Raw genomic sequence first — 12,903 nt, 5'->3', positions numbered from 1 at the left:
TGCCGGCACCGTCAACCTACCGACTCTGCGGCCGCTGCGCTGACATGCCAAGGGCGTCGGAGCAGCAGATTTCAGACGGCGGCGGCGACCCCGCTGATGCCGGCCCATACCTCGGATGCATACGCCCTCGCGGCGCGGTATTCGCCGGCGGAGGCGTGGTCGCGGCGGAGGTGGAACAGGTTGTTGATCTGGTCGTGGGCGCAAGAAAGCGCTGCGCTTGCCGCGGCGACTTGAAGCGCTTCATCTGCCGTTCTCGTCGTCGTGTCGGCTGGTGTGAGTTTTCCGCCCGGTTGTTCAGGCCCTTACGCTGGCGATGCTCGACGCCGGACATCATCTCCTGCTTGGCCGCCCCGTAACTCGGGAGCTTGTCGGTGATCATGACGCGCGGCGCTCGGCATCGCCGCTTCAGCAGCTTGCACAGCAAGCACTTGGCGGTCCTCTTGTCGCGCCGGCTCTGCACCAGCACGTCGAGCACCATCCCTGTCTGATCGACCGCACGCCAGAGCCAGTGCATCACCCCGGCGATCTTGATGACGACCTCATCGAGATGCCACTTGTCTCCGGCACAGGGCAACCTCCACCGGATCCGGTTGGCGAACTCCTGGCCGAACTTCAGCGCCCACTGCCGGACGGTCTCGTGGCTGACCACGATGCCGCGCGCCGCCAGCATCTCCTCGACCATGCGTAGGCTGAGCGGGAAGTGGAAATAGAGCCAAACAGCTTGGCTGATCACCTCGGCCGGAAAGCGGAATCCGGCATAGGGCGACTTGGCGGCTGGCGAGCTCATTCCGGATTCATGCCGGACCAGGGTCAGGCCGCCAAGCCCCGCTCAACCTGACGGTGCCCCTCAGACTGCCAGTTTGGTCGGCTAGGAGCCGACAAGTTGACTGTGCTGGCCGATGTGCGGCGGCGGCTTGGCAGGGCGGTGAAGCCGCTCCATGGTAGCGCTTGTGTGCAGTGCCGAGGGACAGCACCGGCAAACAGCTCGCCCCACGTCCAGGACGAGATAGGAGGACCACCTTGGCCAGGATTCCCGTGAAGTCCGAACTATCCGGCAGCGTCTGGAAGCTGCAGGTCCAGATCGGTGACCAGGTTGAGGAAGGAACCGACTTGCTGCTGCTCGAATCGATGAAGATGGAGATCCCGGTTTCGGCCCCGTCGTTGGGTGTCGTCGCCGAGATCCTGGTCACCGAGAGCGAGCCGGTTACCGAAGGCCAGGTTCTGGTGATCCTTACCAGATAGAGCGTCACACCTGGGCGACGGGCGCCATCCTGCTTGTCGGCTGCGGGTGGTCGATTTAGCATTGAGTTGAGTGCCGTCCGTTGCTGGGCGACGAGCACGAGAATAGCTAGACTATGTTGGCATCGCGTGGCTCCGCCCATCAGCTTGGCTCTGCGATACCCAACCAAGAAGAACAGCGGGAGGATCATGCATGACACTGGCAACGGATAACGGCAGCCATCAAGCCTTCCTTGGGCATCAGCCGATCGGCCGACGCGCCGTGGCAGGCGGATTGATCGCCACGGCCCTTGCTTCCGGGTTGGGCGGGGCGAAGACCGCGGCCGCGCAGGGGAAGCCGCCCCTTGTGGTGGCCGCCGGCACCGACATCATCACGCTCGATCCCTGCCGCATCGCTGGCGGCAACGACTATCTGTTCTTCGCCAATGTCTTCGAGGGGCTGTATAGTCATGACGAGAATGGGCGCCTGGCACCGGCGGTTGCCGAGAGCCATACCGTCAGCCCTGATGGCCTCAAATACGAGTTCGTCCTGCGGTCGAATGCACGATTCCACAATGGCGATCGTGTCACTGCCGAGGATGTCCGGTTCAGTTGGCAGCGCGCGATTGCGCCGGAAACTCGCAACCCCCGCGCCAGCGTGCTGGTGGCGAATATCGCCGATGTCGAGGTCCTGGGCGAACGCCGCTGTCGCGTGTTGCTGAAGGCGCGCGACGCCTCCTTCATGGAGAATCTCGGCGAATACTGGTACATCATCTCAAAGCGGCATGCGGAGTCCGCAGGCGAGGCTGCGTTCGAGCGCCAGCCCATCGGCACCGGCCCCTTTGCCTTCGTCGAGCGCCGGATCCGATCCCATATCAAGCTGCGGAGCTTCGATGAACATTGGGGGCGGGTTCCGCAGGTCGGCGAAGTGACGATCAAGATCATTCCGGACGATCAGTCCCGCTTGGCGCAGGTCCAGACCGGCGAGTCTGATCTCGTGATCAATATCCCGCCCGTGCTGGCAGCGCCATTGCAACGTATGCCCGATTTGAAGGTGATCCGCGCCCCTAGCTTCCAGAACATCTATGTCGCCATCAACGCCCTCGGCGGCAACCCGATCCTTGCCAAGTCCGAAGTGCGCCGGGCGCTCAACATGGCGATCGACAAGAACATATTGCTGCGCACGGTGATGCTTGGCTTCGGTACAGCACAGGATCTACCATGCAGCCCCGGCCTGCTGGGCTGCGACGTCAGCGTGCAGCCCTACGGCTTCCAACCGGACAAGGCCCGCGAGATACTGTCCAAGGCGGGGTTCGAGTTCAACAAGCCGCTCCGCATGGTGGGTCAGGGATCGGGACGCGTGCCCCAGGCGCGCGAGACCTTGCAGGGTGTCGCCACTTTTTTGAACCGCATCGGCATCAAGACCGAAATCACCATGCTCGACTACGGCGCGTGGATCGCGGTCTATGGCGGCAAGGAGAAGGATCCCGCGGTCGATCTGATCTTCGCCAATTTCACCGACTATAATTCTGATCCTTCGGGCCGCCTGCTGCGATCAATGCGCACCGGCGCTTCCTATTCCTGGTATTCCAACCCGGAGGTGGACGCGTTGCTAGCGAAGATGAACGATTTCTCCTCGCCGGAAGAACGGGCTTCCTTCTTGCACCGGCTCTTCGCCAAGCTGCATGAGGAAGCGCCGCTCATCCCGCTCTGGTCAACGGATTCGATTTATGCCGCGAGCCGGACCATCAAATGGAAGCCGACGCCGAACGTGTCCTGGCCCGTGCTCTGGAATGTCGAAAAGGCCGGCTGACCGGTAGCAGAACTGCGAGAGACAACACCGGATGGGGCCCTTTATTCTGAAGCGGATCGGACAGACGCTGATCACGCTTCTGCTCTTGACGATCCTGATCTTTACGCTTGCGCGGCTGACGGGCGACCCCACCCCGCTTGTCATGCCCTCCGAGGCGACCGATGCGGACCGCACCTTCTTCCGAGAGCAATACGGGCTCGACCGTCCTCTGCATGAGCAGTATCTAGTGTTCCTGCGCAATATTCTGAGCGGCGATTTCGGGGTGTCCTTTCGTTACCGGGAACCCGCGATGAATCTGGTGCTGGCAGCCATCGGGCCGACACTGCAACTGGCGGGGCTGTCGATGCTGCTCGCCATCATAATCGGTGTGCCGCTGGGCATCGCCGCGGCGCTGCGGCAAGGCTCCTGGTTCGCGGCGATTGTGCGCGGCTATGCCGGGCTCGGGCAGGCGATGCCGAGTTTCTGGGTCGGGCTGATGCTGATCATGCTGCTCTCTATCACATTGCCAATTTTTCCTTCCTCCGGCTATGGCGGGGTAGCAAATTTCGTCTTGCCCTGCGTCACGCTTGCCTTCTTCGCCTCCGCCTCGGTCACATTGCTGACCTGGGCCAATATGACCGAGGCAATGCGCAGCGACTTCGTTCAGATGGAGCGCGTTCTTGGTATTCCGAACCGCCTGATCGTCCTGAAGCATGCGCTTCGGAATGCATCGCTGCCGATCGTAACCTATCTCGGCCTGCAATTCGGCTTGCTGCTCGGTGGCGCAGTGGTAACCGAACGGGTCTTCGCTTGGCCAGGCGTCGGTCAACTTGTGGTGGAGGCAATCCTGAACCGAGACTTCCCGGTGGTGCAGGCCAGCGTCCTGCTGACGGCAGTGCTGTTCATGACCGTCAATCTCTGTGTTGATCTTCTTTATGCGGTGCTCGACCCACGGGTCAGCGCATGACGCGCGTGGCTGCGTTGAATGCCTCGTCCTGGTGGTCGCTCCGCTTGCGCTGGCGTCGCCGCACGGGTCGGCCGCGGCTGCCCGTGCTTTCGATGGCGCTCTGCATTCTGCTGATTTTCGCAGCGGTGGCCGGCGGCGCGATTGCCCCTTTCGCTCCGGACGAACCTGATTTCACCGCGATACTTGCGCCGCCCTTCTGGATGGAGGGTGGGTCCACCATGCATCTCCTCGGCACCGATCAGCTTGGCCGCGATATGCTGAGCCGGCTAATCGGCGGCGCGCGCGTCTCACTACTAACTGCCGGCGCCGCAGTTCTGGTCGCAGGAACCATCGGCGTGGCGCTTGGCCTCATCGCCGGCTATCTCGGCGGTCTCGTCGAGGCGGCTATCATGCGCGTGGTCGATGCCTTTCTCGCGCTACCCTTCATCCTGATGGCTCTCGCCTTCGTCTCGGCGCTGGGCACCGGAATCGGCAACATCATCCTGGTGATGATCCTGACCAATTGGGCTCGCTACGCGCGACTGGTGCGCAGCGAGGTCGTCTCCATAAAAAAGCGGGATTTCGTGCTGCTGGCCCGCGTGGCTGGCGTGCGACCGATGGCGATCGCGTTGCGGCATGTATTGCCGAACGCCATGACTTCTATCCTGGTGCTGGCGGTGCTGGATATCGGCCGAGCCATCATCCTGGAATCCTCACTCTCCTTCCTCGGCCTTGGCATCCAGCCGCCGGATGTCTCCTGGGGCCTCGCCTTGGCTGAAGGGCGCACCTACATGAGCGTCGCCTGGTGGCTCACGGTCTGGCCGGGTGTGGCGATCGTGCTCGGGGTGATGAGCTTCAACCTGGTCGGGGACTGGCTGCGGGCCAGCTTCGATCCTCGTGGCGTGTTGTAGGGCAGCCATGCACCGCGAGACCTCGCCGCCAATCCTGACGGTCAAGGACCTGACTGTCGCCTTCGGTCCGATGGAGCGGCCTGCCCGTGCAGTAGCCGGTCTGAACTTGACGCTGCAACCTGGCGAGATTCTCGGCATCGCCGGCGAGTCCGGCAGCGGCAAGTCAACCCTGTGCAACGCCATCATCCGGACATTGCCCCGCAGTGCACGGGTGGGAGGTGAAGTGCGCTATGACGGCCGGCAGTTGCTTGCCTTGTCGGAGCGGGAGATGCGCGGCCTGCGCGGCAGCGAGATTTCCATGGTGCTGCAGAACCCCATGACCTCGCTCGATCCGCTCTTCACCATCGGCAACCAGGTCGACGAGGTGTTGCGTGAACGGCGTCGCCAAGGGCAGTCGAACGACCAGGTCACGGCCATCGGCCTGTTGCGCCGCGTGCATCTCACCGCGCCTGAACTGCGGCTGCGGCAATATCCGCACCAACTCAGCGGCGGGATGCGGCAGCGGGTGCTGACGGCCATGGCGACGGCCGCCACACCACGGCTGCTGATTGCCGATGAGCCGACCACCGCGCTCGATGCCTCCATCCAGGATGAGATTCTGCTGTTGTTCCGCGAGATCCGTGACAGGGCCGGCACCGCCATCATCATCGTGACACATGACCTCTCGGCCATCCGCCGCCTCTCCGACCGCATCATCGTGATGTATGCCGGCCGTCTGGTGGAGGAAGGACCGACTGCCACTGTCTTCAGTGCACCACGGCATCCCTATACCCGGGCGCTGCTCGACTCGCTGCCGCAGGTCGAAGGCGATACGGTGACGCTGAAGGCGATCCCGGGCCAGGTGCCCAATCTTGCCGAACTGCCACACGGATGCGCTTTCGCGGACCGCTGCCCGGTGGCGATCGCGCGGTGCCGCACCGAAGACCCGACTGAGATGCAGCTTGGCCTGCGCCATCGCGCCTTCTGCTGGCTGGCCGATACCGCATCATGACCGAAGCCCCCGTGATCGAGGCACGCAGCCTCGGCAAGACTTTCATCCTGCCGCGCGGTGGGCTGTTCGAGGCTCGGCGCTCGGTCATCGCGGTGGAGGACGTGTCCTTCTCCGTGTCGCGCGGCACCACCTTTGGTATCGTCGGTGAGTCCGGCAGCGGCAAAAGTACCGTGGCCAAGATGCTGCTGAAGCTGGAGCGGCCGACTTCGGGAACGCTTTGGGCCGAGGGCCAGGATATCTTCGCCCAGACCGCCGCGCAGGAACGCGCCTATCGCCGCATGGTGCAGACCGTGTTCCAGGACCCCTATGGTGCGCTGAGCCCGCGCATGCGTGCTGGCCGCATCATCGCCGAGCCCATGCGTGCCCAGGGCACGGACCGCGCAACTGCCAAAGCCAAGGTGGCGCAGTTGCTGGAGATAGTCGGCATGCAGCCGGAGGCAGCGAGCCGCTACCCACATGAGTTCAGCGGCGGGCAGCGCCAACGGATCGCCATCGCGCGTGCGCTCTCGGTCGATCCGCGATTGTTGGTGTTGGATGAGCCGGTTTCGGCACTGGATGTCTCGGTGCGGGCGCAAGTGCTGTCTCTGCTGCAGGAGATGCAGGCACGACTTGGCCTCACCTACATCTTCATCGGTCATGACCTCGCCGTGGTGCGCTATCTCAGCGAATCTGTGGGCGTCATGTATTTCGGGCGCCTGGTTGAAATAGGCACGGCGCGCCAGGTTCTACGCCGTCCGGCACATCCTTATACACAGCGACTCGTTGCGCTTGCCGCGGCGAAGGCGCCTCTTGGCGCCGCGCGTCTCCAGGGCGAATTGCCGAACCCGCTGAATCCGCCGAGCGGCTGCCTGTTCCGCACCCGCTGCAGCTACGCGGATGCCCTCTGTGCCGCGAAGAGGCCCGAGTTGCGCGAAGCCAGTCCCGATCAGCGCGTAGCCTGTCATCACCACGAAGCGATCGCGGCTGGCAACAAGGCCGAGACGGGACCGCTACTCCAGCCCGCCTGACCGAGCATCTCCCCCGGACGATCAGAAACTATAGGGCCAGGTGCTCATCAGGTGCTGACCCACGCTATTCGTGGCACGTCGCTGGTGCACCGCCAGCATGCGGCTCAGCCAGTCGCGTGTGTCACGCGGATCGATGACATCCTGGATAAGGAAACCCGCCGCCAGATCATAGGCACCGGTGTCGCGGGCCAATTCCTGGCGAAGCGCCTCAAACCGTTTGGGTTCCGCCTTCTGGCGGATCCCATGCACCACATTCACCGCCACGCCTGGATCCATGAAACTGGCGTCAGCGGAATACCAAGCGGCGATTTCATCGGCGTTGCCGCCCATATTGATATAGGCCTGTCCATAGCTCTTGCGCATGATGACCGCGAGTTTCGGCACCGTCGCCATCTCGAGCGCATGGTTGAAATTCATGATGTGGCCGGCAAGTCCCAGCCTCTCTCCCTCGACGCCGACGAGGAAGCCGGGCGTATCGGTCAGCAGCACTAATGGTACATTGAAGCTGTCGCAGAGTACAACGAAGGAGGTTGCCTTCCGGCAGGCCTGAGGATCCAGTGCGCCGCCCTTGACCACCGGGTTACTGGCAATGATGCCGACCGTCCTGCCACCGATCCTTGCCAGGCCGCAGGTCAGAACCTTGGCGAAGCGCTCCTTTATCGGAAAGAAGCTGCCGAGATCGACGATGGCCTCGATCACCTTCCGCACGTCATAGACCTTGCTGCGGAGTTCGGGGACGACATCAAGCAAATGCTGCATCGCCTCGCCCGAGCCAGCCGGCACCACCGCGCGCGGTGGTGCCTCCATGCTGTGCGATGGCAGGTAGCCGAGGAAGCGGCGGATGGTGCTGAGCACTTCCTGATCGGTTTCGCAGGCGCGGTCGACCTCGCCGGTGACCTCTGTCCGCATGCGCCAGCCGCCAAGTTCCTCCGGATCGACATCCTCGGAGATCGCGACCGAGGTCACCTTGGAACTGGAGACCGCCATGATGGCGCCCTTCCGCATCAGCACCAAGTCCGACATCGCCGCCTTCCAGGTCGGCGAGCCATAGCTTTGTCCAAGGACCGCCGTGACCCAGGGCGTCTGCCGGCGCCGGTCATAGATCTGGTGGCTGCGGGTGCGCGCGATGCCGCGCGCGCCCATGACATCGGGAATACGTGCGCCTCCCGCCTCACCCAGCACTACCAGAGGCATGCCCTGTGTCATGGTTGCCTTGCGGATGTGCTGGAACTTCAGGCTGGCGACAGGCGCACTCGAAGCACTGAGGGTGGTGATGTCGTAAGCGATGACGCCAACCGACCTGCCCTCGATGCAACCATAACCCGTCACCACACCGTCACCAGGCGAACGGTCGCGATCTTCGGGGCGCTCCGACACCGCGAAGAGCCCGACCTCCTGGAAGCTACCAGGATCAAGCAGATGGTCGAGGCGCTGCCGTGCATTGAGAATGCCCGCTTTCGCGAGTTCTGCCAGCTTGCGGGGTGAGCCCATGCGCAGCGCCTTCTGCCGACGCGCGGCGTGTTCAGCGATCCTGTCCTCGAATGGCATGCGATCCCCGGTCTTCGGTGGAGAATCCGGCAACCATGGCAGAGTTGACGACCCCTTCAAGAGGGGTTTCATTCCCAGGGCGAGAGAGACAATGCGCCGTCGTACTGCCAGGGGAGAATGGCCATGAAGCAGGACCTGGACAGCAGGCGCAGGGCGAATTTGCAGCGCCTTTTCGAACCTGCCTCTGTGGCCATCCTGGGCGCATCGGAGATTCGCACGAAGCCCGGCGGTCGCCCACTCGCCTATCTGTCGGAAGCAGGCTTTGCCGGCCGTGTGTACCCGATCAACCCACGGCATGAAACGCTGTTCGGCTATCGCTGCTACCCTGCCATCGCAACATTGCCCGAAGTGCCGGACCTCGTGGTCGTGGCGATCCCGGCGAATAGTGTCCTGGCGGCGGTGCACGACGCCGCGGCGGCCGGTGTCGGCGCGATGGTGATCTATACCAGTGGCTTCGCCGAGATCGGACCGGCGGGCGAGGCGGCTGAGCGCGAGATCCGCGAGATTGCAGCGCGGACCGGACTCATCATCTGCGGTCCGAATTGCCAGGGTATCGCCAATCTGTTCAACGGGCTGGCCGTCAATTTCTCAACGGCCCTCTCGGAGGGGCAGCCACGACCAGGTCCGGTCGGCATCGTTTCGCAGAGCGGGCTAGTAGGCGCCCTCGTCACCTCGGAATGCATGGCCCGTGGGCTTGGCATCGGCTACCTCGTGAGCACCGGCAATGAGGCGGGCTTCGAATGCGCCGACGCCATCGTCCATATGGCGGAGGATGACCGCATCCGGGTGATTGCCGGCTATGTCGAGGGAATCCGCGATGCGGGCCGCTTCCGCGAAGCTGCCGAGCGGGCGCGCGACAGGGGCAAGCCGCTGGTCATCCTGAAGGCCGGCCGCAGCCCGGATGCGGCCCGCGCCGCCGCTTCGCACACCGGATCGCTCGCCGGCCCTTCGCATCTCTTTGATGCGCTCTGCGCCGAGCTTGGTGTGGTGCAGGCCGAGAGCCTGGAAGATCTTGCCGACGCCGCGGCGACCTTCGCGCATGGCGTGCCGCTGCCGGCCGGGCCGCGCGTTGGCATTGTCGGCAATTCCGGCGGCTTCAATGTGATCTGCACCGATGGCCTGCATCGTTTCGGGTTGAGCCTGGCACCATTTTCGGCGGAAACGGTCGCCGCCATCGCACGGGTGATCCCATCTTACCTCGTCGCGCAGAACCCAGTGGATCTGGCCACGTTGCCGATGACGGATCTGGTGACAACACGGTCACTGCTGGAACGCATGGTGGCCGACACCATGGTGGACATCATCATCTGCTGCTTCGGCGCTATCCGGGCGAAGGTCGAGGAACTCACCGCGATGCTCGCCGAGTTCGCCCGCTCCGCCGAGAAGCCGCTGCTCGTTGCCTGGCTGGCTTCGGCACCGGCCGGTGCGACCAGCCTTGCCGTCGGCGGTGTCCCCACTTTCTCGGATCCCAGTCGCGCGGTGAAGGCTGCACGCCGGCTGCTGCACGCGCCGCGCGCCGGCGCCGCCATTGGCTTGGCGGTACGACAAAGCGTTACGGAAGCTGCCCTGGCACCACTAGCCGCCAGGTTGCGGGACATGGCGGCATGCCACCAAACCATTGCCGGAGAGGCCGTGCTGCTGCCATTGCTGGCGGAGGCAGGACTCAAAGTGCCACGCATGGTGCAGGTGGCATCACCCAAAGAGGCACAGGCCGCTTTCGCGTCGCTGGGTGCGGTTTCTGTCGCGGTGAAGGTGGATTCCGACGAATTCCCGCACAAGACGGAGATCGGCGGTGTCAGATTGGGGATTACCTCCGCCGAGGCTTGCCGCGACGCCTGCCACATGGTGCTGGAGAATGCATCGCACAATGCGCCGGCGGCGGTGCTGCGTGGTGCTTTGATCGCCGAGATGATCGCCGATGGGGTTGAAATGATCATCGGTGTGAAGCGCGACCCGGTGCTCGGCCCGTTCGTGGCGGTCGGCTTCGGTGGCATTTTTGTGGAAGTCCTACAGGATGTGGTGTTGCGGCCGGCGCCACTCGACGCTGTCGCAGCGTTGCGGATGCTGCGCGAGCTGAAGGCTTTCCCGCTGCTGGATGGGGCCAGAGGCAAGGCTCGCAAAGACATTGCTGCACTCGCCCGCGCGATCGCCACGGTATCGGAGATTGCTGCTGCCGTGCCGCAAATTGTCGAGATGGACCTCAACCCGGTTTTCCTGCGCGACGAGGGACAGGGGCTGGTGGTGGCCGATGCCCTGCTCCGCATAGCGGATGGCGCATGGCCCGCGGCGCCGGCAGTGCCGCGGCATCCGGTCTGAGCGGCTTTACCCATCCAGAAATGGATAAATGGAGGAAGACAAGCATGCCCTGGCAGCCTGAGCTCGATGACCTCCGAGCGCGCGAGCGCTTGGCGCAGGCCATGGGAGGGCCGGCGAAGATCAAGCGCCAGCACGATGCCGGCCGTCTCACCGTCCGCGAGCGGATCGGCGCTTTGATCGATCCGGGCAGCCTGTTCGAGATCGGCTCCATCGCCGGCAAGGCGGAGTATGATGCGGAAGGCCGGATAGTGGAGTTCACGCCATCCAATTGCGTCATGGGTCGTGCCACGGTCAATGACCGGCCGGTCGTGATCATCGGGGATGATTTCACGGTTCGTGGCGGCTCCGCCGATGCGAACATCAAAGAAAAGCATGTCATGGCCGAACGGATGGCGCAGGAATGGTCCCTGCCGATCATCCGTATCATCGAGGGCTCCGGTGGCGGTGGCTCGGTCAAGACAATCGAGACCACCGGCCGCGCCAATCTGCCCGGCGGCAACACTGCGGGCACGCCGCAATTCCATTACACGACCGACAATCTGTCGCATGTCCCGGTGGTGGCGCTCGGCCTCGGCTCGGTCGCGGGGCTCGGCGCGGCCCGGCTGGCATCCAGTCACTATTCGGTTATGACCAAGGGAACATCGGCGATGTTCGTGGCGGGCCCGCCCGTGGTGGCCCGCACCAGACAGACGCTCAGCAAGGAAGAACTCGGCGGCTGGGAAATCCAGACGCGCAGCGGTGCCGTGGACCAAGCCGTGGAGACGGAGCAGGAGGCTTTCGCCTGCGCCCGCCGCTTCCTGTCCTACCTGCCGTCATCAATCCATGATGTGGCGCCGCGCGGACCGCAGTTGGATGACCCAGGCCGCCGCGATGAGTCCCTGTTCTCGGCGATCCCGCGCGACATGCGCAAGGTTTACCGGATGCGTCCGATCCTGCAGGCGATCTTCGACAAGGGCTCCTTCTTCGAAATGGGGGGGGATGTTCGGGCGCTCCATCATCACCGGCTTCGCCCGGATCGACGGGCTACCGGTCGCGGTCATGGCGAGCGATCCGTATTTCTATGGAGGTGCCTGGACCAGGGACACTTGTCACAAGGTCATCCGCTTTGTGGACATGGCGGAAACATTCCATATGCCGGTCGTGTATCTGGTAGACTGCCCCGGATTCCAGATCGGGCTGGATGCTGAGCGTGCAGCGACGATCCGGCATGGTGTGCGGGCCATGGCCGCGGTGAACCAGGCCACGGTTCCTTGGTGCTCCATCATTGTCCGCAACTGCTTCGGCGTGGCCGGTGCGGTGCATCAACCGGCCGGTCGCTTTGCAATGCGCTATGCCTGGATCACCGCCCGCTGGGGCTCTCTGCCGCTCGAGGGTGGGATCGAGGCAGCCTATCGCGCGGAGATCGAAGCCGCGCACGATCCCACAGCCAAGCTGCAGGAAATCGAGCAGCGGCTGATCCAACTTCGCACGCCGGCGCGCACCGCGGAAAGCTTTTGGGTGGAGGAACTCATCGACCCGCGCGATACTCGCAAGGTGCTCTGCCATTTCGCAGCACTTGCAGAATCGCTGCGGCGTCCTGGGCCACGGGCTTTCGGGATGCGACCCTAAGTAGGTGGCCAAAAGTCTTCTATCAGGTTCCTGAGCCAGAAGTGCTTTGAAGCCATCCCGGCCTTGCGGCACGCCTGCTGGGGTGTCAGTCCCAGCACCCAGTCTGCGGCATCGCTGGCCAGAGCATTCACCGAGGTGGCCTGCCGATTGGCGGCGATGAGCCGCTTCAGTTCGCGCCAGAGTTGGTCCATGGCGTTCAGTTCCGGAGCCTGCTTGGGCAGCCAAAGGAACCGGATGCCAAGCGCCGCGGCCAGCATCTGGGTGCGCGCGGCGGTGTGTGCGCTGGCCCGGTCGGCCAGGAGCCAAATCGTGCCGGCGGCGCGGTAGCGGCGTCGCACCTCGCGCAAGAAGACCTGCGCATCGGCAGCGCCGGCACGCGGACGGACGAGCACGACCCGGTGCGCGGTCCGCAGGTCGATCGCGCCGAACAGCACTCGCTTGGCGTTCGCGCCGGTGATCGGCACGGTGGCCTGCGTGCCCTTGAGAGCCCAGGCCGCGCGCAGCGGGGGAAACAGCCGCAGCAATGTCCAGTCGCAGCACAGCAGCACGTCGCCGGCGCGCCAGCC

At 64.1% G+C, this 12,903-nt stretch carries 10 protein-coding genes and 2 pseudogenes; 9 read left to right on the top strand and 3 right to left on the bottom strand.

Annotated elements, in window-relative coordinates; translation table 11 throughout:
• Nucleotides 1-71: 71 nt before the first annotated feature.
• A pseudogene (locus KSF81_RS00845) lies at nucleotides 72-787 on the bottom strand (IS6 family transposase).
• A 233-nt stretch (nucleotides 788-1,020) separates the two neighbouring features.
• On the opposite strand from KSF81_RS00845, the gene KSF81_RS00840 reads away from it, so the two are divergent.
• From KSF81_RS00840 to KSF81_RS00815, 6 genes are all read left to right on the top strand, one after another.
• The gene (locus tag KSF81_RS00840) at nucleotides 1,021-1,242 is read left to right on the top strand and encodes an acetyl-CoA carboxylase biotin carboxyl carrier protein subunit (protein ID WP_217377324.1); all 222 of its coding nucleotides are present in this window, start codon (nucleotides 1,021-1,023) and stop codon (nucleotides 1,240-1,242) included.
• Nucleotides 1,243-1,432: 190 nt separating this feature from the next.
• Complete coding sequence (locus tag KSF81_RS00835) at nucleotides 1,433-3,031, top strand: ABC transporter substrate-binding protein (RefSeq protein WP_217377323.1); 1,599 nt, start codon at nucleotides 1,433-1,435, stop codon at nucleotides 3,029-3,031.
• Nucleotides 3,032-3,062: 31 nt separating this feature from the next.
• Nucleotides 3,063-3,977, top strand: a complete 915-nt coding sequence (locus KSF81_RS00830) for an ABC transporter permease (protein WP_217377322.1) — start codon at nucleotides 3,063-3,065, stop codon at nucleotides 3,975-3,977.
• Nucleotides 3,978-4,069: 92 nt separating this feature from the next.
• Nucleotides 4,070-4,867: an ABC transporter permease gene (locus KSF81_RS00825; RefSeq protein WP_254453792.1), complete on the top strand. Its 798-nt coding sequence runs from the start codon at nucleotides 4,070-4,072 to the stop codon at nucleotides 4,865-4,867.
• Between the two features lie 7 nt (nucleotides 4,868-4,874).
• Nucleotides 4,875-5,858 carry an ABC transporter ATP-binding protein gene (locus KSF81_RS00820; RefSeq protein WP_217377320.1) on the top strand — a complete coding sequence of 328 codons (984 nt, stop codon included), beginning with the start codon at nucleotides 4,875-4,877 and terminating at the stop codon, nucleotides 5,856-5,858.
• On the top strand, nucleotides 5,855-6,865 hold the full coding sequence (locus tag KSF81_RS00815; RefSeq protein WP_254453296.1) for an ABC transporter ATP-binding protein: 1,011 nt from the start codon (nucleotides 5,855-5,857) through the stop codon (nucleotides 6,863-6,865). The genes KSF81_RS00820 and KSF81_RS00815 overlap by 4 nt, the downstream gene beginning before the upstream one ends.
• Before the next feature lie 21 nt (nucleotides 6,866-6,886).
• Here KSF81_RS00815 and KSF81_RS00810 read toward each other — a convergent pair whose 3' ends face one another.
• Entirely contained in the window at nucleotides 6,887-8,413 is a 1,527-nt protein-coding gene (locus tag KSF81_RS00810; protein WP_217377319.1) for an acyl-CoA carboxylase subunit beta, read from the bottom strand.
• A 123-nt stretch (nucleotides 8,414-8,536) separates the two neighbouring features.
• On the opposite strand from KSF81_RS00810, the gene KSF81_RS00805 reads away from it, so the two are divergent.
• From KSF81_RS00805 to KSF81_RS28765, 3 genes and pseudogenes are all read left to right on the top strand, one after another.
• The gene (locus tag KSF81_RS00805) at nucleotides 8,537-10,729 is read left to right on the top strand and encodes an acetate--CoA ligase family protein (protein ID WP_217377318.1); all 2,193 of its coding nucleotides are present in this window, start codon (nucleotides 8,537-8,539) and stop codon (nucleotides 10,727-10,729) included.
• Nucleotides 10,690-11,640: pseudogene (locus tag KSF81_RS28770) on the top strand (carboxyl transferase domain-containing protein); the annotation flags it as partial. The gene KSF81_RS00805 and the pseudogene KSF81_RS28770, both read left to right, overlap by 40 nt.
• Nucleotides 11,552-12,337, top strand: coding sequence for a carboxyl transferase domain-containing protein (locus tag KSF81_RS28765; RefSeq protein WP_309139433.1), 786 nt, complete (start codon nucleotides 11,552-11,554; stop codon nucleotides 12,335-12,337). The pseudogene KSF81_RS28770 and the gene KSF81_RS28765, both read left to right, overlap by 89 nt.
• Here the strand turns inward: KSF81_RS28765 and KSF81_RS00795 are convergent.
• Nucleotides 12,334-12,885, bottom strand: coding sequence for a transposase (locus KSF81_RS00795; RefSeq protein ID WP_217377317.1), 552 nt, complete (start codon nucleotides 12,883-12,885; stop codon nucleotides 12,334-12,336). The two genes, KSF81_RS28765 and KSF81_RS00795, sit on opposite strands and share 4 nt — an antisense overlap.
• Nucleotides 12,886-12,903: the final 18 nt, after the last annotated feature.

The organism is Siccirubricoccus sp. G192, from assembly GCF_019084075.1.
Classification (GTDB): Bacteria; Pseudomonadota; Alphaproteobacteria; order Acetobacterales; family Acetobacteraceae; genus G192.
The sequence above is the reverse complement of the archived record's forward strand: the minus strand, read 5'-3'. Positions and strand labels throughout refer to the sequence as shown.